Source organism: Flavobacterium gelatinilyticum, from assembly GCF_027111295.1.
Lineage (GTDB): Bacteria > Bacteroidota > Bacteroidia > Flavobacteriales > Flavobacteriaceae > Flavobacterium > Flavobacterium gelatinilyticum.
Genome location: NZ_CP114287.1, coordinates 2188226 through 2214018, shown reverse-complemented (window position 1 = coordinate 2214018; position 25793 = coordinate 2188226). Strand labels below are relative to the sequence as shown.

Below are 25793 nucleotides of genomic sequence, written 5' to 3'. Positions count from 1 at the left end.
TATGCTGAGCCAATCTAAAATCTAAAATCAGAAATCTAAGATGTAAAAAAGTCAGTGTTATGCTGAGCGAATCTAAAATTTAAAATCAGAAATCTAAGATGTAAAAAAGTCAGCGGTATGCTGAGCCAATCTAAAATCTAAAATCAGAAATCTAAAATAAAGAAGCCTATGTAACAACAGTCCGCAAGAAAAGGATCTGCATTAAATAAAAAAACCGGAAAATGCGCCAACACTTCCCGGTAGAATAAATGCGATCAGTTAATTAACCAACCAACATTAAAAAACATTTTAAAAGTATGAAAAAACTATTGAACAGAATTAGGTTCGACAAGCCTTTTTTGCAATTCGATCTGAAGATGAAATTGACCACATTATTTTTATTAACCACTTTCACGGTTATGCAGGCGGGAGTAACGTACTCCCAAAAGGCAAAAATGTCTTTCAATGCCAGTAATATGTCAGTTGCCAAAGCAATTGAAAAACTGGAATATACTACCAATTACCAATTTGTTTACAATGTAAGATCTGTTGATTTAAACAGAACAATCGATGTTAATTTAGAAAATACTTCTATAGAAAATATCTTAAATACTATTTTTAAAGATACCAGCACAGATTACAAAGTATCCGGAAAACATATTATTTTGATGGCTAAAAAAGCTCCGGTTGAAAAACCAATTGAAGCAAAAAAAGAAGCGGCCGATTTTATAGTAAAAGGACGTGTTACAGACGAAAAAGGAATGCCTTTAGTAGGTGCAGCAGTTGCAGATAACGGATCAGGAAGAGGTGTAAATACCGACTTTAACGGAGATTATCAGATTATTGCCGTAAGCAGCGAAACAACATTGGCTTTTTCTTATTTAGGATATGCAAGACAGGAAATTAAAGTAGATGGAAGAAGCGTAATTAACGTTGTCCTGAAAGAAGATGCAATGGAACTCGAAGGTTTGGTGTTAACAACAGGATACCAGAATATTGCGGCAGAACAGGTAACGGGATCCTTCTCAAACTTAAAAACAAAAGATTTTCAGGAACAGCGTTTAAGCAGTTTGAATTCGATTCTGGAAGGACGTATCGCAGGGTATCAGGATGGTAAAATTCGTGGAACGACTTCTATGACAGGCGTAACATCGCCATTGTATGTTATAGACGGATTTCCGGTAGAAAGTACAAAACTGACTCCATATGCTTCTATCGAAGAAAATGTGCCAAGCCTGAATTTAGAAGATATTGAAACCATTACGGTTTTAAAAGATGCCGCAGCTTCCTCTATTTACGGAGCACGTGCAGCAAATGGAGTAGTGGTAATTACGACTAAAAAAGCAAAATCAGGAAAATCAAACATTTCGTTTTCAAGTAACTTAACCGTTAAACCTTATAGAAACTATACCGGAAACCTGACAGATTCTGCAGATATTATAGGTCTGGAAAGAGGATGGGCAAACGGAAATCCAAATTTACAGGGAGCAAATGCGGGAACTTACGCTCAGTCACTGCTTAACAATGCGGTATTTACAAGTTTAGGAATGAATACCATTTTAAACGGGTATGCAGGAAATATTTCGCAGACAGAAATGAACAACCGTTTGAACACATTGGGTTCACAAGGCTACAAATATTACAATGATATTGCGAGATATGCAAAACGCGATCAGTATTTTATGCAGCATAATATCAGTTTAGGGAAAGCAACAGAATCGAATGCGTTTAATGCTTCCTTAACTTATAAAAACAACCAGCTTGAAGATCGTTTTTCAGATAATCAGTCAATTGGTATTAATCTTAAAAATTCAACTCAGATTAACAACTGGCTTTCTCTTGATTTAGGAACATATATCAATTATGAATTAGGAGATACGCAGAGCTATATGGCGAACAATCCTGGTTTTAAATATCAGCCATACAATCAATTGGTGAATAATGACGGAACGAATTTCGTTTCAACTGCAGCGTCTCGTTACAACAACTTTACGCTTCAGTCTATGCAGAATTACGGACTTTACAATATGGATATCACGCCAATGGATGAGTTCGGAAGAAATTTAACAGAAAACAAAAACTTCCTGAACAGAACTTTTGCCAAATTCAATGTAAAATTCAGCCGTGCCTTTACCTACAACGCGATGTTTCAGTATGAATACGGTTCAGATCGCGCCAGCCAGTTAAGAAGTAAAGATTCATTTAATGTTAGAAGTCTGGTAAACAGTTTAGTAACCGTTTCAGGAACAACACCAACGTTTAATTTGCCTTATGGCGACATTATAAAAGAAACCAATCAGTTCACAAATGCTTACAATTTCCGTCAGCAGTTAAACTTCGAGCAGACTTTTAATGGTAAACACGATGTTTCTGCCATTGCCGGTATGGAAATTCGTCATACAAAATTAGAATACAGCGATAATACCCGTTACGGTTATGATGACCAGACATTAGCTTACACACCAATCAATCAGGCCGATCTTCTTAAAGTATACGGAACCGTTTTTGGCGGCTATATGATTCAGGATAATTTTTCATTAGAAAAAGAACTGCAAAACCGTTACGTTTCGGTTTACGGAACAGGAGGGTATACCTATGACCGAAGATATTCTGTATCTGGAAGTGTTCGCTGGGATCGTTCGAACCTTTGGGGAACAGACAGTAAATACCAAAATAAACCAACCTGGTCAACAGGAGCAGGATGGAATATTGCTAACGAATCATTCTTCAGCGTTTCATGGGTAGACGCAATTAAAGTTCGTGCTTCTTACGGTATTGGAGGTAACGTAGCCAAAGATTCAGCTCCGTATTTAACAGCCTATTACAATTCAAACCCTAATGTTGGCGGAAGTCAGGGATCTGTCAACAAAAGACCAAACCCTGAATTATCATGGGAAAAAACAACAACAACCAACCTGGGTCTGGATTTTTCATTCTTTAAAAACAGATTAGGCGGAACTTTTGATCTTTACAACAAAAAAGGACAGGACTTATTAGCAAGCAGCCAGGGAATCCCGACAGAAGGATGGGGATATTCAACATACACCATCAACAATGGAGAAATGACTAACAAAGGGATCGAGGTTAGTTTAAGAGGAACAATCGTAAAAACACCTTCATTTTCATGGGATGCCGGCGTTTTGTATGCTCATAACAAAAACAAAGTCGATTACGTAAATGTTGAAGCACCGATTTATATATTACAACTGGATTATCCAAAATCTTTCCCAAGAGTTGGAAACGATTTTAACTCTATTTATGGTTTCAAATGGGCAGGTTTAAGTGATAAAGGATTACCTCAGGTGTACGATGCAGATGGAAATGCAACTGTATACAATCCGGGAAGTTTAGGATCTATCAAAGATTTTGGATCAACAGTACCTACGCACAGCGGTTCATTTAATACTTCGGTTAAATACAAAAACTTCTCACTTTCGGCACTTTTCATTTACGAGTTAGGACATAAAATCAGAAACACATTCCTGCCAATGTTAGGCAATGAATACTCAGGTTCAATGGGCGGTTATGTAACCACTATTTCAACGGTTAACAATCATATTGCAGACCGATGGATGAAACCGGGAGATGAGGCTTTTACCAATGTGCCAAGAGCCGTTTACGAATACGAACCGGAATTTAACTCTGAATCCCGTACCATTTACTCGTATGCAGATATTAATATTTTGGATGCCTCAAATGTCAGATTAAGCAACGTTTCTTTGTCTTACCAACTGCCAAAAGAACTGATTCAGAGAGCAAAATTAGACGGAGTACGTTTTAATTTAAACGCAGAAAATGTATTTACTGCAGCTAAATCAAGAGACGCAAAATTCATTTTAAACGGCTTCCAGTCTCCGAGTTTTGTTTTTGGCGTAAATGTTAATTTCTAATTTAAAAAGACTAAACAATGAAAAAAATATATAAAAATGTAGTGGGCTTATTAGTTTTAGGATTAACTTTTGCCTCTTGCGAGAATTATTTAGATGATGTGCCAAAGGGAGCCAAAGCACCCGCAACATTAGCAGATTTTGAAGCTTTCCTGCGCGACGAATACAATTTCAGGGTAGAAGCCAAAGGAGCTTCAGACTTATTAAACGACCGTTTTTTAGGAATAGCAGCCTTGTCAAACGACCGTCTGGCAAGTGCCAATTATATGTGGGATGAAGAAGCAGACCGTATCCAGTTAAAACCATCAGATGAAACGGCTTATTATGCAGGATATGCATCAATTTCGACTTGCAATTTGTTGATAGAAAATGTATTAACCGCAACAAATGCAACCGAAGCAGAAAAAAGAACGGTTTGGGCACAGTCTAAAATTCTGCGCGCCATGTCATACTACAATCTTGTAAATTTTTATGCAGACACATATGTGGCATCTACGGCCGCAACAAAATTATCAGTTCCGTTAATTACCAGCGCCAATATTAATGCACCAAGCAGACAGGTAACGATTCAGGAAATGTATGATTTTATTTTAGCCGATATTAAAGAATCGATTCCGTATCTGCCAAAAACAGCACAAACTATTCTGCATCCAAATCTGGGTACAGCTTATGCTTTCAGCGCAAGAGTATATCTTCAGATGAACAATTATACCGAAGCTTTAAAAAATGCTGACTTAGCATTGGCAGAAAACAATAAATTATACGACTGGAAAGCCTATTACGAAACAAATAAAGCCATTATCGATGTTCCGAATTCGTATACGACAACAGTTTCGCCAATGGGATATAATTATGTAGAAAACTACAATATGCGTCACAGCCAGCAGATTTATTCGTATTCGACATTAATTACAGAATACGACATTCCGGTAGAACGTGCACAGCGATTTGAAACCGGCGATGCCCGCTTTATTTCCCGCTGGAAAATCAGAACGGTAGGAGCAGAAACCTATTACAGAAGAACACTTTCGGGTTCTTTTAACTATGCAGGTATGACCACCGTTGAGGTGTATTTGATTAAAGCCGAATGCCTTGCACGTGCCAATCAGATCAGCGATGCATTGGGCGTTTTAAACACCGTTCGTAAAACGCGTATTCTTGCAGCTTCTTATCAGGATATTGTAACAACTGATAAAACAACGGCCCTGAATGCGATTTTCAGAACTAAAAACAACGAACTTATTTTAACACTTATTCCGTTTGCAGATGCCCGTCGTTTAAATGCAGAAGGAGTTTACAAAGTTGGTTTCACAAAAACAGCAGGCGGTACAACTTATACGTTATCTCCGGAATCTCATTTATGGACTATGCCTTTCCCGCAGGGCGCCTTTAAAAATCCGGGTAACGGAACTTTAACGCAAAACGTAGAAAAATAATAACCTAAAGCTTCCTGATCAGGATTCCCCCGAAAGGGAAGCTTTTTCTAAAATATCAATCAAAAATGAAAGCAGTTAAATACAAAATATTAGGATCCTGTCTCTGTTTGTTTATGGCCTCTGTTAACGTTCAGGCGCAGACAAAAAAAACAGCTCCGGTTTCTTCTTATACAATTGAGGGAAATATCACAGGATTAACAGACGGAACAGCTGTAAAACTGATTCCGGGAGCCACACATTCTTCTGAACTGCCGGTTGCTGAAGCAGCATTAAAAGACGGGAAATTTACTTTTACAGGAAAATTAAAAGAACCTCGTTTTTTCTATGTTGTCTTTGGTAAAAGCAAAGGAAATATTTCTGTAATGGTCGAAAATTCAAAAATAAAAATTACAGCAGCCGGTACAGTTTCAGATCAGGAAGGAGAATGGATCAGTTTTAAAGATGTAGTCGTTACAGGTTCTAAATCGCACGATTATTATCTAAAAGAAACAGCTTTTAAAGAAGAATTGAATAAAGATTATGCTGATTATCATGTAGGAATAAACGAACTTAGCAATCTGATTGGCAAAGCAAGAAAAGAAGGAAATAAAAAACTTATGGACTCTGTTTCTGCCACAGCACAATGGAAAAAGTTTGAAGCAGACGAAAAAGCATTTTTTACGAAAGTAGAATTATTAACAACAAACTTAATTGCAAAACATAAAACAAACTGGTGGGGACCGTTTTTTATGATGACACAGTTCAGCTACTTTACACCGGAACAAAAACCGCTTTACGAACAATTTTCTGATGCAGCAAAAAAAAGCTACTACGGACAATTAGTCGATAAAGATTTGAATCCAAAATCGTTAGTAGGAACAAGTATTGCCAATTTTGGATTAAAAGATAAAGACGGAAAAACATTCAATGCAAAAGATATTACTGCAGGAAAAAAATATATATTAGTAGACTTTTGGGCTTCCTGGTGCGGTCCATGCCGAAAAGAAATTCCAAACCTAAAAACGGCTTATGCAGAATATGCTCCAAAAGGATTTGAAATTTTAAGTGTTTCTATTGATAAAGATGAAAAAGCATGGCAGAAAGCACTTGGACAGGAAAATATGCAATGGCACAATCTTTTAGACGACGATAAAGTGAGTAAATCATTTAACGTAAAAGCAATTCCGGCAACTTATTTAGTAGACGGTAAAGGCGTAATTATTGGAGAAAATTTGAGAGGAGCCGAATTAGAAGCAAAACTAAAAGAACTTTTGAAATCGTGATTTCAGTTCAGTCACAGTTTACAGTTAGCTGAGACAGAATACCGAGACTTAAAATAAAAAACATCGTAATAAATAAAAAATAACACATGAAAAGTACAATCGTAAAATCAGGCTTTTTAGCCTTAGCGCTTTCAGCAGCAATTACTTCCTGCTCAAAAAAAGAAGGATACACAATCAACGGAAACATCGCCGGATTAGACAAAGGAACCGTTTATCTGGAATATTCAGATGAAAAAGGAGAGAAAAAAATCATTGACTCGGCTGTCGTAAAAGAAGGCGCTTTTACTTTAAACGGAAAAGTGACAGAACCTTTATTTCACACCCTTAAAATTAAAGGACAGGAATATGGAACCTACTTTATTTTGAGCAATGAAGATATAAAAGTAGAAGCCAAAAAAGATTCTATGTTTATAGCCAAAGTAACGGGATCTGTACAAAACGGATTCTACAAATCATATTACGATAACGAATTCAAAAAAATACAGGGAGTTGCAGGCCCTATTTACAAATTATCTGATTCGTTAACCCAAAACGGAAAAGTAAAATTAACTCCGGAACAGCAGACCATGATGGATAAAAAATGGAAAGATCTGGGTGATTTGGCAGATGATCTAACTGATAAATTCATCAGAAAAAACAAAGACAATATAGGAGGTGCATTAGTAATTGAAGACCGAATTGTGGCTTACGGAACTCCTGAAAAAATAAAAGAATATTATGGAATTTTATCTCCGGAAGTTCAAAAATCATTCTACGGAAAAAAATTAAAAAAGTCTATTGATCTTATCGAAAAAACAGCCATTGGTGTTACAGCACCTGAATTTTCTCAAACTGATGTAAACGGAAAAGTGGTAAAATTATCAGATTATAAAGGAAAATATGTTTTAGTAGATTTCTGGGCAAGCTGGTGCGGACCATGCCGAAAAGAAAATCCAAACGTTGTTGAAGCATACAAAACATACCATGATAAAGGATTTGATGTTTTGGGAGTTTCATTGGATGGAAAAAAAGAACCTTGGGAAAAAGCAATCGAAAAAGACGGTTTAACCTGGACACATGTTTCTGATTTAAAAGGATGGCAAAACGAAGCTGCAGTTTTATACGGTGTAAAAATGGTGCCAACCAACTACTTAATTGGACCTGACGGAAAAATCGTTGCTAAAAACCTAAGAGAAGCTGAATTACAATCTAAACTTAAAGAAATTTTCAGTAAATCGTAAATCTGGTATTCAGTCACAGTATTACTGAAAACTGTGACTGAAAACTAAAAAATAATCTCTCAAAAAAATGAAAAAATACATCTTCCTGGGCTATTGCTCACTAGCATTCTGCACGATTGTTTCTGCGCAGAGTAAATTAGGTAACTTTAAGAAAATAAAAGAGTTAGGTGGTATTGAAGAATATTTATACCAGCCAAACGGCATGAATATTTTGCTTTTGCAGGACAATGCTTCGCCGGTTGCAACCGTACAAATTGTATATCGCGTAGGTTCTAAACACGAAGTTTTAGGAAACACAGGATCAACACACCTTTTAGAACATTTAATGTTTAAAGGAACACCAACTTTCAACAAAAAAAATGGAAACACTGTTACTGATGTTCTGCAAAATACAGGAGCACTGTTAAATGCGACAACCTGGTACGACCGAACCAATTATTTTGAAACGCTGCCAAGTGATAAAATCGAACTGGCACTTCAAATCGAAGCCGACAGAATGCGTAATTCTTTATTGCTAAAAGAAGATAAAGATGCTGAAATGACCGTTGTACGTAACGAATTTGAGCGCGGCGAAAACAATCCAAACAGTTTATTAGACAAAGAAATCTGGGCTTCGGCATATATCGCACATCCGTATCACCATTCTACAATTGGATGGAAATCAGATATTGAAAACGCGCCGATCGAAGTATTACGAAATTTCTACAATACCTATTACTGGCCGGATAATGCGACTTTAACGATTATTGGAGATTTCAAAAAAGACAATGTTTTTGAATTAATCGAAAAGTATTTCGGAAAAATTACAAAAGCGCCAAATGTAATGCCGCAGCCTTACACCGAAGAACCGCAGCAATACGGAGCACGTAAAATAATAGTAAAAAAACCGGGCGAATTGGGCGTTGTAAACAAAGCGTATAAAATTCCGGGCGCTTTACACGAAGACCTTCCTGCCTTAAATATTCTGGCTCAGATTATTGGTGTTGGACCATCGGCAATTTTAAACAAAACTTTTGTTGATACCCGTTTGGGAATTTATTCTTACGCAAGTGCAACAAACTTTAAAGAAGTTGGACTTTTCACGATTGGGGTTGGTTTTCCAACTACCTCAAAGCACGAAGATATTGATGCTAAAATCAGCGAAGTTGTAGCTAAAATCCAAAAAGAAGGCGTAACGCAGGATGAAGTAAATCGAGTTGTGGCAAAAATCAGTGCGCAGACTATTTTGGCACGAGATGGTTCCGGCGTAATTGCATCGGCATTAAACGAAGCAATTGCTTCCGGCGACTGGACAGACTACATTACAGGAGTCGACCGATTGAAAAAAGTAACTCCGGCCGATGTTTTACGCGTTGCAAATAAATATTTAGTTGAAGACCAAAGCACAACCGGATATTTTATTCCGAAACAAGCGGGAGCTCAAAATAATGATTCGGCGAAAGCGAATAATTTTATTCCGGAAAATGGTCCGTTTTATTACAGACATTCAGAAGAAGGACATACTCATGAAGAAACTTCATCTGCTCCGGTTTCAATAAAAAATACAACAGAAGAAAGAATTTCTTTTAAAGACATTATCGAAAAATCAGCATCAGCTTATAAGAGAGAAAAAGTGTCGGGAATTGATGTCGTTTCGGTAAAAACGTCAGCAAAAGATTTTGTAACCGTTGCAGCAAGTATTTCATTAGGAAATTATGCCAGCGAAACTAAAAATGATATTATTCCGGCATTAACGGCTTCAATGTTATCAAAAGGAACAACGCTGAATGACAAATTTAAATTCTCGGAAAAACTGCAAAAATTAGGTGTAAACCTCAACGTAAATGCATCAACATTTAAAATTAATATTGGATTTAAATGTCTGAAAAAAGATCTAGATCAGGTAATTGCTTTATTGGCTGAGGAATTAAGAAACCCGTTGTTTGATGCCAAAGAATTTGAAAACTTAAAGCAGCAGTTTATCGGGAATACACAGCAGGATTTGAACGATCCGGGCGAAAGAGGAAGCATTGCTTTAGTGCAGGCAATTTATCCAAAAGGAAATCCAAATTACAGCTTAAGCGTAGAGGACAATATCGCCAATATCAAAAATGCATCTTTAGATGAAGTAAAAGCTTTCCATAAAAAATATTTCGGAACAGCTTCAATGCGCTTGGTAATTGTAGGCGATACAGATGGTGCAAACCTAAATGCTTCATTAAAAAAATCATTTAAAAACTGGAATGGCGGCGTTACCGAAAAACTAAAATTTGAAGAAGCTTCAAAATCTGCTGCAAAAACAGAAGTTGTAACCATTCCGGAAAAACCAAGTGCCGAATTGTATATCGGACAATTTACAGGTTTAAAAAGAGCCGATGCTGATTATATTCCGTTTTACATCGGAAATTACACTTTAGGAGCAGGTTTTGCCGGACGTTTAATGCAGACGGTTCGTGACAATGACGGTTTAACGTATAACATTTCTTCTGGTTTAGATGGCAACATCGAAACTGGAGGATACTGGTTTGTAAACGCTTCCTTCAACCCGGATTTATTTCAAAAAGGACTTGATGCCACAATGGTTCAGGTTGATAAATGGGTAAAAGACGGAATCACGGCTGATGAATTGCAAAATAAGAAAACCAATTTAATTGGAAGTTTTAAAGTCGGAATGTCTACGACAAACGGAATGGCAAGAACAATTTTAAATTTTATCGAAAGAGGTTTAGAGCCAAGTTACATCGACCAATATCCAAAAGATATAGAAAAAGCAACTTTACAGCAGGTAAACGATGCTATTAAGAAATATATTCAGCTGGATAAAATGATTATTATTAAAGCCGGTTCGCTTGATAAATAGTCTTTAGTCTCAGTCCCAGTCCCAGTTTTCACTTTAAAAGCGGACTTTGACAAGTTTGCGACTGTGACTGAGACTGAAAACTGAGACTAAAAAATAATTTTAATAATCGTCTTTCATTATTTCATTTTAGAATCTGAATTAGTAAGCCATTTTCTGTGAAAGACCCCAAAGAGCTGTTTTTCCGACAGCTCTTTTTTTTCAAAAATTAAATCAAAAACAATGAAAAACACCATACTTACATTCCTGTTATTGATTTCGGCAGCCATGTCCGGACAAATGTACAATCCGGTAAAGTGGAGCACATCTGTAGAAAAAATATCAGATAAAGAATATATCTTAAAAGTCCAGGCTAAAATACAATCCGGCTGGCATTTATACGGACAATACATCGAAGAAGGCGGGCCATCGCCAACAACAATTACATTTAAAAATTCGAAGAAAAACTTCGAACTAATCGGGAAAACAACCGAAGAAAAGGGGTACGAAACAGTCGATAAAATCTTCGATATGAAAATCAAATATTTTGAAGACAAAGCCCTTTTTACACAAAAGATAAAATTCACTTCAGATGATGTTTCGAACATTGCCGGAGAAGTTGATTTTATGGTCTGCGACGATACCAGTTGTTTACCGCCGTCGACAGAAGAGCTGACATTCAAAATTCCGAATGAAAAGAAAGCGGCTTCTGCCGAAGAAATTCAGACAGTAAAAGGAGATACAGCAATTGCAGAAGAGAAAACCGTTGTTCAGGCAGAAGAGAAAACAACTAAAATGACTGTTGATCCGCCAAAAGAAGAGTCAAGAGGATTACTAAGCATTTTTATTATTTCGTTCTTATCCGGTTTTGCAGCTTTACTGACACCCTGCGTTTTTCCAATGATCCCGATGACGGTAAGCTTTTTTACCAAACAAAGCAAAACCAAAGCGGCAGGAATACGAAACGCAATGATTTACGGAATTTCAATTGTCATTATTTATGTTTTATTAGGCTCAATTGTAACCGCAGTTTTTGGTGCCGATTCGCTGAATGCGCTTTCAACAAACGTTTGGTTCAATCTGATATTCTTTATTTTATTGGTCGTTTTTGCCTGTTCATTTCTGGGTGCTTTCGAAATTGTACTGCCAAGTTCATTAGCCAGCAAAGTCGATTCACAAGCCGATAGAGGAGGACTTATCGGGATTTTCTTTATGGCTTTGGCTTTAGCCATAGTATCATTTTCGTGTACCGGACCTATCGTAGGAACCTTATTGGTTGAAGCAGCTTCAAAAGGCGGTATAGCGCCAATTGTGGGAATGTTAGGATTTTCGATTGCTATTGCATTACCGTTTTCATTATTTGCTGCTTTTCCGGGCTGGTTAAACGCACTGCCAAAATCAGGCGGCTGGCTAAATACGGTTAAAGTAGTTTTAGGATTTTTGGAACTGGCTCTGGCTTTCAAATTTTTATCCAATGCCGATTTAGTTTTGCAGCTGCATTGGTTAGAAAGAGAAGTTTTCTTAGCCATTTGGATTGCCGTTTTCGGAATGCTGGCTTTTTATTTATTCGGAAAAATTACATTGCCACATGATTCACCGTTAAATCATATTTCCGTAGGAAGATTAGGTTTAGGATTGATCGTTTTAAGTTTTACAATTTATTTGATTCCCGGGCTTTGGGGCGCACCTTTAAAATTAATCAGCGGATTTTCCCCTCCAATGCAGTACAGCGAATCGCCAAACGGACTGGGAGTTTCGGGCAATTCCGATCTAAAAATAACAGGTTCATTACCGGAAGGCGCAGAACACGGTCCGCAGAATATTATAACTTTCCACGATTACAACAAAGGAATGGAATATGCGAAAAAAGCAGGAAAGCCGGTTTTACTGGATTTCACAGGATATGCCTGCGTAAACTGCCGAAAAATGGAAGAACTGGTTTGGTCAGACCCAAAAGTTTTGGGCGTTTTAAATAATGATGTTGTTTTGATTTCGCTTTATGTAGACGACAAAAAAGAACTTCCGGAAAACGAACAATATGTTTCTGAAACAACAGGAAAAAAAATTAAAACCATTGGGAACAAATGGAGCGATTTGCAAATCAAAACCTATAAGGCAAATGCACAGCCTTTTTATGTAATTGTAGATCATAATAGTGCAAACCTGACGGAGCCGTCAGCTTATAATCCTGATATCGAGGAATATTATAATTGGCTTCAGAGCGGAATTAAAAACTTTAAAAAATAAATGCTAAAAGGCTTTAACCAACTATAAAAGTTCGGTTAAAGCCTTTTGTAATTAGAATGAAATACCCATTTTTTGGGGCTGTAGAGACGTACCGCAGTGCGCCTGCGCTCCAAAATTCATTATTCGATAAAAGTAAGGTCATAACGTTCCTCATAAAAAGTCTTTCCCCATTCCTGAACCTCATCAGACTGAGTAAGTTCAAATCCCATCATTTTATACATTTGCAGTGCTTTATCCTGTAAGTTTGTGGTAAGCAGAAACACATTTTTAAATTTTTTCTCTTTACAGAAATGGATTGCATCGGTCAATAATTTTTTACCAATTCCAAGACCTCTAAAAGCAGGATCAAGAAGAAACCATCGCAATTGCGCCTCTTCATCAGACTGATGTACAATTGCCACGCAGCCCACAATTTTATTATTGTATTCCGCCATCCAGATACGGTCATTTTCAGGAGAATATTTTTCCAGGAAATCATAAAAAGTCTTGGTGACATACTTTTCAAAATCAGTCGAAAAATTATACTCTTTCCCGTAAATCGATCCGTGCAGATAAATAATATAGCCAATATCTCCCGGCGTAATTTCATGACGATACGTAATGTCTTCGCGTGCAATTTTATGTTCAGTCAGCAGATTTCTGACAGTCTGCATAGAATTGACTAAAATCTCTTTTTCAGAAGAGTTGAGGTTTTCAATTTTACCTTCTATTTTGCTTTCAGATTTATCATTTAAAACAGCTAACAATCCCTGTCCGGAATCAGTAAGTTCGATATTGAAAGCCCGTTTATCTTCTTCTGAAGAAACCTTTACAATTAAATCTTCCTTTAAAAAACGTTTTAAAATCCGGCTTAAATATCCTTTGTCCAGATTTAAAATTTCAGTGATTTTTTGTGCCGTTATAAGTTTGCCTTCGCTGATTTCATAAAGGATTCGTATTTCGGTTAAAGAATATTCGCTGTCTAAATAATGCTGGCTTAAAATGTCTAAATGTGCTGTATAGAATCTATTAAAACTCCTAATTTTTGAAGTTGTGGTATTCATAATTTTTAAAAAATGTATTGCAAATACAAATATATAAAATTAGTTGCTTTTGTCAACTAGTTTTTGAAAAAATATTCTAAACTTTTTGTAAAATGAATTAGAATGATGAAAATTCCTATATTTAGAAAAAAATCTAACCTTACCATTTTGAACCGGAAAATTACCCAATTACTTTTTTTTTTAATAAGCCTTGTCTTTATGAATACTTCATTTGGACAAAAAGCACCCAATTTTAAAAACTACACTCAAACTGATTTTGATAAGAATAAAGTATTCAATGAAACGTATAGTTTTTGGGATAAGAACCTAAGAAATTGGTTCACTGTTTCTAAGGATAGTATCACAGAATCACACTTTGTAGATGCCCGGAATTATAAAGGAATCGTTAATTACGGTGTAACCTTTCGTACTAAGACATTTAGGAATTTTCATTTTGTCGAGCATTTATCGATGTGTTTTTTAAAAGTTGAAATCACCAAGTGTAGTTTTAATCCAAAAGACAGCATTGCAGATATTGAAGGTTTTGTAAGTGGCAATGACGATTGGGGAGCAAACGTAATGATTAAAAGAAAAAAGATAAAGACGTATGTAGAAATCTTTTTAGGAGAAAAGACCGATACGACCAGAATCTGTTATTTGGGACGAACTGTCAACAGAGATTCTGTAGATGTGCGATTAGACAACAAAGAAACGAATGAGTTTACGGTTTTGGATACTTTTCCGGCGTTTTATTTTAAAAAATATGCTTACGATAAAATCTTGATGGCAGAAAAGCAGCCATTTAAAATAAGCGGTAAAGTTACCAAAAATACGCTGCTTGCCTTTGGCTCAAGTTATTCTGAAATATTCGATGTTGGAGCCATGATTTATAATCCTGAAAAGAATAAACGAAATAAAATAATTCACAGGGAAAATTATGACTGCATTCCCATGATTACAGCTAATAAACTGGTAGCAAATATTGAAAAAGAAGAAGCAGAAAAAAAGGAAATCACCTATTACACCTATACAAAAAAGGCAGAAGATTATATTCTGAGCAGGCAGTATGCCAAAGCAAAAGAAGGGTACAATCTTTTAGCTCAAAATTATACTATTTTGTTTACAAGAGATATTCACAATGCTGTTCGCTGTGCTGTATTGTCAAGAGATGTAAAAGCCGCATTTTGGTGGGGCGAAAAACTGGCTCATAAAGGTATCGATCTACCGTATTTTAATGCTAAGATTTTTAACGGACTGCGCAAAAATCCGGAATGGAAAAACTTCAGCATTAAATATGACTCCATATCTAAAACAGCAAAAGCAAACTGGAACCTTAACTTAAAAAAAGAATTAGATAATTTACTGAATGAAGACCAAGTTGATTACGGTTTGGAAAACAGAAAGAGTCCAAAAGTATTATACGAAACGACAGAAAGAGTAACAGCCAAATTAATTGATCTTCTAAAAAAAGAAGGTTATCCATCAGAAGAAAAAATAGGCAGTCATGTAATTAGAGATACTGTATTGATTCCTTTTCCTGATTTTAATATTTTAATTAGACATGCTGTGCAGCAAATGCCGGAAAATTTGAAAACTTTAAAAGAATTATTGGATATAAGTATCAGTTCTTATGAATACGATAGTAAAAGAAGTTTTAACAATGCGACTGAATTATACTCTTGTTTTCGTATTTACAAAGGTAATTTATACAGTTCCAAGTCCTGTGGCAGAACTGATGATGTACAGGTTCGAAAAATTACTTTCAAATTTAATAATCCCAATGGTTTTATTATGGACTATGGAAATTTTGCAATTGATGCACATGATGCCAAAGATCAAAAAGAGGTAGATGACTATTATAATGAAAATTATAACTTAATCATGAAATTAACAGATGACTGGGAGTTTTATGAAAAATACTAAAAAGACAAAATCATTTGTTTTTTTAACTTTACGCATAAGACGGACTGCAGTACATCTATGCACTGAATGTCACAAAGATTACAACGAAGTCGCAAGTTTATCCAGAAACTGAAAAAGTTTAGCGTTCATTTCAGAATAATCATAAGACTGAATAAAATCAGGATGCTGAACGAATTTGTATTTTTTGCTTTTTGCAGCAAGATCATCTTCGCTTTCAATTAAAAGTGATACAACTTCAGTCGTTAATTCCATGTGGCACTGAAAACCATATACAAGATTTGAATACGAAACAATTTGAACAGGACAGCCTTCGCTGAATGCCAAAACGTTGCTTTCTGTTGTTAAACCGGGCATATCGTTGTGCCAGTGTCCAACATTTAAAGAATTGCCAAAGTGATTTATTTTGTCATCTTTCTTGCCTTCTTCAGTTAATGTTATTGGGAAAACACCAATTTCTTTTTCAGGACTATGATTGAATTTTGCACCCAGTGTCTGGCCAATTAACTGAGAGCCCAGACAAACACCAACAACTGCTTTTCCTTTCTTAATACATTTTTGAATCAAAGCCATTTCGGCTGCCGCATCAAAATGCGGACATTCTGCTGTAGTTGTATCTGGAGACTGTGGCCCGCCCATTACAATAAGCATATCAATTAAATCTGCCGAATCGGGGAGAGGTTCGTTTTCATAAACTTTAGAAAAAGATATTTTATAATTTCTTTCTTCTGCCCAGTTTAAATACGCTCCCGGCGCTTCGAATATTTCGTGTTGTATAAAATGTATGTTCATTGTCTAAAGTTTATTGCAAATTTAGTTCAATTAGAGATTTTTGAATAGTCCACTTTTTTATTTTGATAATAGACCAGGTTAAACATTTTTTTACCCATTTTATTCTGTAGAGACTCATTGTTCTGCGTCTTATGCGCAACGTATATTCGTTGTCGACATTCGTTGTGTAGACGCACTGCAGTGCGCCTCTACGGATATGCTTTGTTTTTTTTTAAACACATGTAGACTGAAAACTAAAAACAAAAAAACTACCTGTTCATAGCAATATAATCCGAAGGCGACATTGCAAAATGCTTCTGGAAATTACGTCCAAAACTCGTCTGCGATTTGTAACCCACCATTTCGGCGATTTCGTACATTTTGTAATTTTCGGTTAAAAGCAGTTCGGCGGCACGTTTTAGGCGCACGATGTTAATCAGCTCATTCGGACTCAGATTCGAAATGTCTTTGATTTTTCGGTACAAAGTCGAACGGCTCATATTCATAATTTCAGCCAGAGATTCTACGCTCAAATCCGGATCGGTTATGTTTTTTAGGATTTCTTCATCGAGTTTTTTCAGGAACTTTTCATCGGTTTTGTTGTGGGCGATGCTTTTAATGTGCGAAAGCGGCGAACTCGCATAATAATTCATAATCTGTTTTCGGTTTTCGATTAAATTATTCGCCTGAACTTTTAGATAATCCATAGAAAAAGGTTTGGCGATATAGGCATCAGCTCCCACTTCCAGACCGTCAATCTGCGATTTCAGCGAGTTTTTGGCTGTAAGCAGAATCACCGGGATATGACTCGTTTCCAGATTCGTTTTGATTTCTTTGCACAACGTAATTCCGTCCATAACCGGCATCGAAACATCGCTTATAACCAGCTGAATATTTTCGTTATGAATAATTTTTAATGCATTTTCGCCATTATCAGCCTTAAAAATAGTATAATGCGAAGAAAGTTCTGTTGTAATAAAATGCAGTAAATCTTCGTTGTCTTCTACTACCAGAATTTGTGTTTTTTCATCTTTATTTTCAACTTCAACCACTTCAGGTTCAGATTCTGTTTCCTCTTTTTCAGTTTCATTGTAAAACATAAATTCCTCTTCCTGACGAAGCGGTACAATGAGTTCAAAAATATTCAGTTTTGCATCCGGAACTAATTGCAGGTTTCCGTGATGAAGCTGTGCCAGAGAATGCGCCAATGAAAGACCTATTCCGGTTCCGGACGCCGTATCTGAATTATCAACTCTGAAAAAAGGTTCGAAAATTTTCTCTTTTAAATGAAACGGAATCTGATTACCGTCATTTTTTACCGTTAAAGTCAGTTTCTTTTCATCTCTAAAAAGCGTGATCGAAACCTTGTCTTTTGAATATTTAATGGCGTTGTTCATTAAATTACTCAGAATTTTTTTGAATGCTTCCTTATCTACAAAAGCAAAAATATCTTTTTCGCCAAGTTCGGGTTCAAACTCAATCCCGCGTTCTTCGATTAACTGGCTGAAACGCAAATGCAGATTCCGAACCATCGATGAAATATTCGCTTCTACAAAAGTTAGTTTCAAGCCGCCAATTTCTGATTTTCGGAAATCCAGTAATTCATTTACCAGTTTTAACAATCGCGACGTATTTTTCTTCATAATCGAAAGATTCTGAGGAACCTCAGCCGATTGATGTTCCATAACGAGCAGTTTTTCCAAGGGACCTTTTATCAATGTAAGAGGTGTTCTGATTTCGTGCGCGACATTGGTAAAAAAGTCAATTTTGGCCTGATAAATTTCTTTCTCTTTTTCGTCGTTCAGATGCTTTATTTTTCGGTTGTTTTTAATTTCGGTCAGGTTATTAGAATAGCGGATAATGTAATAAAACGAACCGCATATCAGCAGAAAATAAAAAAAGTAGGCATAATTGCTCGCCCAAAACGGAGGCAGAATCCTGATTTTCAATTCTACTTCTTTGCTCCAAACCCCAAAACTATTCAGCGATTTTACTTTAAAAACATAATCGCCCGGCGCCAGTTCCGTAAAAAAGACTTTGTTGTTTCTTTCCAGATAAACCCAGTCATTGTTAACGTTTTCAAGTTTGTACCAATATTCAGTCAGTTCCGGAGCGGTATAATTTAATGATGCAAATTCAAGATTAAACGATGTTTGGTTGTTATCAAGTTCCAGTTCGTCAATATGCGAAATCGAATTATGGAGCGGCGAATCGGTTTTATCTACATCAATATCTTTATTATTAATTTGAAGATTGGTAATAAAAATCGAAGGCGTGTACTTGTTTTTGGTGAAGTTTTTAGGATTGAAGCTGATCATTCCGTTCAGGTTTCCAAAATACATATTGCCGTCAGCATCCTTAAAAGCCGATGCATAATTAAACTGATCACTCAGTAAACCATTTGCAGTTGTATAGATTTTTACACCTTTATGATCGGGACTGAATTTTACCAGACCTTTTGATGTCGTAAGCCATAAATTACGGTTATCATCTTCTAAAATTGAATATACGACATTACTCGGAAGTCCGTTTTTGGTGGTGAATTTTTTAAACGTTCTTGTTTTTTTATCAAATAAATTCAGTCCGTTTTCAGTCGCAAACCAAAGATTTTTCGAACTATCCTCAAAAATATAGTTGATCGAATTGTTGCTTATGCCTTTTGCGTTTTTATAATCATAAATAAAAACTTCTCTTTTTCCTGATTTCGGATTGTAGTAAAACAAACCATCTCGGTAACTTCCCGCCCAGAGATTTCCGTCGCTGTCTTCTTTATAGGTTGTATAATGCGTGGTTTCGGGAAAAGTTTTCAGAATATCGAAACTGTCTTTTTGTTCATTATAGCGGTACAATCCCATTGTGGTTATGACAATTAATTCGTCTTTTTTGGTTTCATAAAAAGAAAAAATAAAATTGCTGTGCAGTCCCGTTGCAGGATTATTGGCGCTGTAATGTTTAATTACCATTCCTGAATTTCGGTCTAAAACATCCAGACCATGCTCAAAAGTTCCAATCCAGATTTTGTCTTTTCTGGGCATTAAAGCATGAATATTATAATAGGAAACACTGCTTTTACTTCCGTTTGGAAGATACGAAGTAAAAGTCTGCGTTTTCGGATTGAATCGGTTTAGGCCGGCATCTTCGGTACCAATCCAAAGATCGCCGCGGTCGTCTTTATGAATTTCTCTTACGGCACTTCCGCTGATGGAATTCTGGCCTTTCTGCGGAAAATATTTCTTAAACTGCGTGTATTGTTTCTGATGGTAATTAATACCGCCAAAATAAGTGCCTACCCAGACACCGTTTTCTTTATCAATCGTAATCGAATACGCTGCATTATCTGAAATCGCGTAAGGATCGTTGTAATTTTTTCTAAGATTAAGACTTGTTTTCGTAATCAGATTATAGACATACACTCCGGATTCGCTCGCAATCCAGAGTTCGCAGTTGTCTTTCTTTTTAAACTGACGCACATAAACCGGTTTTTTTGATGAAAATTCCAGGTTCGAAGTCGTTTTGTTTTTGATATTGTAAATCAGAACGCCGTCTTCCTGTGTTCCAATCGCGATATTGTTTTTGTCCAGAGCATAAATCGTGGTTATTCTGAAATTTGATGAATTGGCCGGAGGCGTAATCGGAATATGTTCAAACGAAAGACTTTCCTCAGAATAGCGATATACCTTATTTAAGGAAGCAGCCCAGATCTCGCCATACGCATCCTGAGAAATCGAAGTAGCAATAAAATATTTATTAGGACTGAAAGTTTTTGTTTCTTTCTTGGTTGTAGAATATTTGTACAGAATATTTCCTGATACAAACCAGATATTTCCGTGTTTGTCATGATTAATATCGTTGATTCTGTCATTGATTGCTTCATTTAAAACCGTAAACTGGTCATTCTTTTTATTGTATCGGTACAAACCTTTATCGGTACCTACCCAAATAATGCCTTTATATTCGTGAAGCGACTGAATATAATTGCTTCCTAAACTATGAATCGGGTCCTGATTGCTTCTGTAAGTCTTAAAGCGGTAGCCGTCAAAGCGGTTTAAACCATCTTTTGTTCCAAACCACATAAAGCCGTCTTCGTCCTGTAAAGAAGTCAGAACGGTGTTGTTGGAAAGACCTTCTTCAACCTGAAAATGTTTAAAATAATATTCCTGTGCCTGAATAAAATTTGTCGAAAAAATGAATAAAAACCAAAAAAGAAAGAATTTACGCATAGTTGTGTTTTTTATGATAAAATAAGGACTTCTGCAAATCGTGTCAATTTTCAACAAAATGTTGCAGGCCTTGATTTATTTGAGCTTTTTTATACAATTTGAATCATTTGAAATAGAAATTGACACAAAAGAAGCATTTTATTTTGAATTTAAATCATCTACTTTGACTTTTCAAATAAATCATATTGATAATTTTTTAGCTCAAAAAATATTGCATCAGTAAAATAAAGTTTGAAAAATAATATCATTAATAATTTTGAATTAAAATGAACACATTATTAACAGAGGGTGTTTTAAATTCCGTATTTGCCCGCATCCGAGATGACTAACATTTAAAAAAAATCCAAACCAACCACAAAATGAAAACTATCTAAAATGAAAAATCAATGAAAACAACGCTCACTCAAATTTTAAAGAAGAGGTACTGCCTTTTGTTTTTCTTTAGTTTATTACTACAACAAACGTACGCACAGCAAATAACCATAACGGGAAAAGTAGCTTCAGAAACAGGAGAACCTATTCCGTTTGCCAACGTCGTTATCAAGGACACTAAAAACGGAGCCGTAACCGATTTTGACGGCAGATATAAAATCGCTGCAGGAGCAAACCAAACATTAGTTTTTAGCTCGCAGGGATTTAAAACAACAGAAATTGCGATTAACAACAAAACCACAATCGATGCCACATTAGCCGAAGATGCCATGAAACTTGATGAGATAGTGGTTGTAGGTTACGGATCGCAGCAGAAAAAAGACCTAACAGGTGCAATTTCGCTGGTAAAAGCCGAAGAAATCCAGAAACGTCAGGTCACTACAATCGCCGATGGACTTCAGGGATTGGTAACGGGAGTTAAGGTTCGAGGAGGAGGACGTCCGGGACAGGAAGCTAATGTCGAGATTCGAGGACTTAAAAACCTTCAAAACACAAATCCATTATATGTTATTGATGGTCTGGTAACTTCCGGAAACCGCGATTTTAACCCAAATGATATTGAATCGATTCAGGTTTTAAAAGATGCATCGGCAGCCGCAATCTATGGTTCCAGAGCGGCAAACGGAGTAATCATTATTACGACCAAAAAGGGTAAAAAAGGACCGCTTAAGGTTGAAGTTTCGGCAAAAAGCAGTTTTACAGTTATGCCTCGCTATGATTTAATGGGAACCGAAGAGTTTGCCAGACTTAACAATATGGCCTATGATAATGCCGGACTTCCCAGACAAAACCTGAATATGGCTGTTGACACAGACTGGCAGGACGCTGTTTTTAGAACCGGAATGATGCAGGATTACAATGCCAGTTTTTCGGGAGGGGGCGATAATTCGACCTTCTTTATGTCCGGAAATTATTTTGGAAACGAAGGTACTGTTATTGGAACTGATTTTGACAGAATTTCATTCCGTGTAAATTCAAGCGGCACAAAAGGAATTTTTAGTATTGGAGAAAACTTAGCAATCAGTAATTCCAAAACAGATGAAATGTCCGGAAGCCCAATTATTGATGTGTACAGAATGACACCTACTATTCCGCTTTACGACCCTTCAAATCCGGGAGGATACGGTTACGGAAAACAAGGTGTTGCTGATACTTTTGGTACAAACCCTCTGGCACTTGCTGATTTTTCGAATACAACAAACGAAAATTTTAGAATTAGAGGAAATATCTGGTCAGAATTAAAATTTGTTCCCTGGCTGAAATACCGTTTCAATTTTGGATATGAAACTAGTTTTGATTCGTATAAATACATGAGAAAAAAAGGAAGCTGGACCTTAAATCAGCCGGAAGATCCATCTCAGACCGATCAGAATAAAGGAAGATCAGAAACAATATTATTTGAAAATACGCTGACTTTCAAAAAAGAATTTGGAAAACATGATATTACCGTTTTATTAGGCCAGACGTATCAAAAGGATAATTACAATCAAATTTACGGTACAAAAAGAAACCTGCCTATGAATTCCGGAACAGGCCAGTATTACGAAGTTTTAAATCAGGGAGATTCACCGGTAGTAGGCGGATTTATAAACGAAGCTGCTCTGGCCTCTTATTTAGGAAGACTGGAGTACAACTACGATAATCGTTATTTGTTTAATGCGGTACTTAGACGAGATGGTTCATCAAAATTCAGCGATGGAAATAAATGGGGTAATTTCCCGTCACTTTCAGCAGGATGGAGAATAAGCAACGAATCATTCTTTAAATCAGAATTTATTAAAGATTTAAAACTAAGAGCGAGTTATGGAGAACTGGGGTCTGGAAATATCAGAGAGTATGAATCCAGAAGCTTCGTTAATAATTTTGGACAGATCGTATTAGGCAGAGATCAAAATTTATATCCTTCTGCCACGCAGGTAAAACTATCCAATTCGCAATTGCGCTGGGAGAAATTAAAACAAACCAATGTTGGGTTAGATTTAGGAGTTTTAAATAATGATTTACGTTTAACGGCTGATTATTTTATTGCGCGCACAGAAGATGTATTATTTGGTTTCCCAATTTTATTGACTACCGGAAATGATGGCGGAAACCCAATTTCTAATGCTGCAACGGTTGAAAATAAAGGGTTTGAACTTGAACTGGCTTACAGCAAAAAAATCAATGAATTCTCTTTTAATGCTTCTGTAAACTTTACGAAAGTAAACAACAAACTGGTTTCTTTAGGTAACGGTCAAAACGAAAACATTATTGGAAACACCATGACCCGAAGCGGAAATCCGGTAGGGATGTGGTATGTACTGCAAACAGATGGATTATTCCAGTCTCAGGATGAAATTAACAACTACAAAAATGCCGATGGAAAAGTAATTATGCCAAATGCCGTTCCCGGAGATATTCGTTTTAAAGATGTTAATGGTGACGGACAAATTACTAACGAAGACAAATCTATCGTAGGAAGCCCGTGGCCGGAATTTGAAATGGGATTAAACGCTGGAGCAGAATACAAAGGTTTTGATTTTTCTATGAACTGGATTGCTTCTCACGGAGCGACTGTTTACAACGGATTTAGAAGTGTTGTAGATCGTTTTGATGATAACAGTAATTACAGAGCAGGTATTCAGCCCTGGACACCTGAAAATCCAAATACTGATTTTCCTAGAGTTACAAAAGGTTCAACTTTAAACTCAAGAGGAGATAGTGACCGTTTCTTGGAAAGCGGCGATTTTATCAGACTAAAATATATTGGTATTGGTTATAATCTGCCGGACAGTGTTTTAAAAAATTCAGGAATCACAAGAGCAAGATTAACCTTATCAGCACAAAACATTATCACGATTACAAAATACAAAGGTTTAGATCCTGAGTTTAGTAATACAGGCGACAACAGGATTTTTGAAAGAGGGGTAGATAATGGTTCTTTCCCAAATCTTAAGACGTATTCTTTTGGTGTAGAGTTTAGCTTTTAATTAAAAAAACAGCGTAATGAAAAAAATAATAATAATAACAGCAGCTTTTTTAGGTCTTGTTTTTACAGCTTGTGAAAACGAATTAGATCTGAACAGCCCAAATGATATAACAACAGACCAGTATTGGAAAACCGAAAGTGATGCGCAAGCCGGTGTAAACTCAATTTATGCCATGTTTTACAAAGATGGATTGTGGGCAAGATGGATTTATTTTCGTTTAGACCTTACTTCTGACGAAGGCTACAGCGTAAGTCCGTGGACAGAATTAGCAGACTGGACACGATTTAATTACATCAATTATAATTTTTGGGAAGGAAATGCCGTAACCTGGAGAGATACGTACAAAGCTATTTTTAGATGCAATCAGGTTTTAGCCAATGTGCCTAATATTACTTTTCAAAATGAAGAGGATAAAAAGAAAATTATAGCACAGGCTAAATTTTTCAGAGCCTTACATTACTACTATGCAGCCGTAATATGGGAAGATGTTCCGTTAGTTTTAGACCCATCTACACCGGCAGATTTACCACAGCAGAAAAAGGTAGATGAAATCTGGGCGCAAATAGAAAAAGATTTGAACGAAGCTTATGAAGACCTGCCAAGAGACTGGGCAGCAGATCAGCTGGGAAGACCGGATAAAGGTGCCGCAAAAGCTTTTCTTGCCAAAACCTATATGCAGCAGCACAAATGGCCTGAAGCCAAAGCAGCTTTGGAATATCTGATAACAGGAGCAGGAGCAAAGTACAGCCTGGTATCTAACTACAGAGACAATTTTACAGATGTAAATGAAAACAACAGCGAGTCTGTCTTTGAAATCCAGTTTGGAGATCAGAGAAAAGGAGGAACTGATGAAGCACAAAATGCAGCAGTTTCAAGCAACCGTTCTCAATTTTTTGCCCCAAGAGGAATTGGATGGTCAGATGGTCAGGCACGTCTTTGGTTAGTAAATGCTTTTAAAGAAGAAAAGAACAAAGACGGTAATCTGGATGTTCGTTTAAGATGGACTTTGTACTATCCACAGTTATTGGCTGATTTTGGAGACAAAACTTACGATAGAAACTGGGAATGGAACAATGACGAAGCCTGGTTTAGAAAAGGAAGCCGTGACTATTACAGAAATAATGAGGATTATTACAACCAGGTAAATTACAGATTAGTTCGTTACGGTGATATTTTACTGCGCTATGCAGAAGTGCTGAACGAATTAGGAAACACGGCAGCAGCTTACCAATATGTTGACCTTGTAAGAGCTCGTGTAAACATGAACACATTGGCTGCTGCACATCCTGAGATTGGAAATGATCATGACAAGTTCTTAGAGCGTTTGAAAATGGAAAGAGTTCTGGAATTATGCGGCGAAAGTGTTCGCTGGGAAGATCTGAAACGCTGGGGAGACTTAAATACTCAGGCTTCGGTTGATAAAATTGCACTTCGAGATCCTGATTTCAAAAACTTTACAGTAGGTAAAAACCATAGAATGCCAATTCCTCAAAGTGATGTAGATAATAACCCAAATCTGGACCAAAACTCCGGATATTAAAACTGAATTTTTAAGGGAATCAGATGTACAAGTCTGATTCCCTTATCATAAAGATCGATTTTTCAAAAAAACA

Annotated in this window: 12 protein-coding genes; 9 read left to right on the top strand and 3 right to left on the bottom strand. The window is 36.4% G+C overall.

Going from position 1 to position 25793, the window contains the following annotated elements; translation table 11 throughout:
- The first annotated feature begins 296 nt into the window (after positions 1-296).
- The 6 genes from OZP11_RS09345 (at position 297) to OZP11_RS09320 (ending at position 12846) form a co-directional block, all read left to right on the top strand.
- Positions 297-3869 carry a SusC/RagA family TonB-linked outer membrane protein gene (locus OZP11_RS09345; protein ID WP_281234950.1) on the top strand — a complete coding sequence of 1191 codons (3573 nt, stop codon included), beginning with the start codon at positions 297-299 and terminating at the stop codon, positions 3867-3869.
- Positions 3870-3886: 17 nt separating this feature from the next.
- Complete coding sequence (locus OZP11_RS09340; RefSeq protein ID WP_281234949.1) at positions 3887-5302, top strand: RagB/SusD family nutrient uptake outer membrane protein; 1416 nt, start codon at positions 3887-3889, stop codon at positions 5300-5302.
- 65 nt (positions 5303-5367) lie between these two features.
- Positions 5368-6564 carry a TlpA disulfide reductase family protein gene (locus OZP11_RS09335; RefSeq protein WP_281234948.1) on the top strand — a complete coding sequence of 399 codons (1197 nt, stop codon included), beginning with the start codon at positions 5368-5370 and terminating at the stop codon, positions 6562-6564.
- Positions 6565-6650: 86 nt separating this feature from the next.
- Positions 6651-7784, top strand: a complete 1134-nt coding sequence (locus OZP11_RS09330) for a TlpA disulfide reductase family protein (RefSeq protein WP_281234947.1) — start codon at positions 6651-6653, stop codon at positions 7782-7784.
- Between the two features lie 67 nt (positions 7785-7851).
- A complete protein-coding gene (locus OZP11_RS09325; RefSeq protein ID WP_281234946.1) occupies positions 7852-10623 on the top strand; it encodes a M16 family metallopeptidase in 2772 nt (923 codons plus the stop codon).
- Between the two features lie 219 nt (positions 10624-10842).
- Entirely contained in the window at positions 10843-12846 is a 2004-nt protein-coding gene (locus tag OZP11_RS09320; RefSeq protein WP_281234945.1) for a protein-disulfide reductase DsbD family protein, read from the top strand.
- A 119-nt stretch (positions 12847-12965) separates the two neighbouring features.
- On the opposite strand, the gene OZP11_RS09315 is transcribed toward OZP11_RS09320, so the two are convergent.
- Positions 12966-13889, bottom strand: coding sequence for a bifunctional helix-turn-helix transcriptional regulator/GNAT family N-acetyltransferase (locus OZP11_RS09315; RefSeq protein ID WP_281234944.1), 924 nt, complete (start codon positions 13887-13889; stop codon positions 12966-12968).
- A gap of 198 nt (positions 13890-14087) precedes the next feature.
- On the opposite strand from OZP11_RS09315, the gene OZP11_RS09310 reads away from it, so the two are divergent.
- Complete coding sequence (locus OZP11_RS09310) at positions 14088-15791, top strand: hypothetical protein (RefSeq protein WP_281234943.1); 1704 nt, start codon at positions 14088-14090, stop codon at positions 15789-15791.
- A gap of 78 nt (positions 15792-15869) precedes the next feature.
- Here OZP11_RS09310 and OZP11_RS09305 read toward each other — a convergent pair whose 3' ends face one another.
- Entirely contained in the window at positions 15870-16580 is a 711-nt protein-coding gene (locus tag OZP11_RS09305) for a type 1 glutamine amidotransferase (protein WP_281234942.1), read from the bottom strand.
- A 248-nt stretch (positions 16581-16828) separates the two neighbouring features.
- Positions 16829-20779: a hybrid sensor histidine kinase/response regulator gene (locus tag OZP11_RS09300; protein ID WP_281234941.1), complete on the bottom strand. Its 3951-nt coding sequence runs from the start codon at positions 20777-20779 to the stop codon at positions 16829-16831.
- A 386-nt stretch (positions 20780-21165) separates the two neighbouring features.
- Between OZP11_RS09300 and OZP11_RS09295 the strand changes: the two genes are divergently transcribed.
- The gene (locus OZP11_RS09295) at positions 21166-24180 is read left to right on the top strand and encodes a SusC/RagA family TonB-linked outer membrane protein (protein WP_281234940.1); all 3015 of its coding nucleotides are present in this window, start codon (positions 21166-21168) and stop codon (positions 24178-24180) included.
- Between the two features lie 16 nt (positions 24181-24196).
- Entirely contained in the window at positions 24197-25720 is a 1524-nt protein-coding gene (locus OZP11_RS09290) for a RagB/SusD family nutrient uptake outer membrane protein (protein ID WP_281234939.1), read from the top strand.
- Positions 25721-25793: the final 73 nt, after the last annotated feature.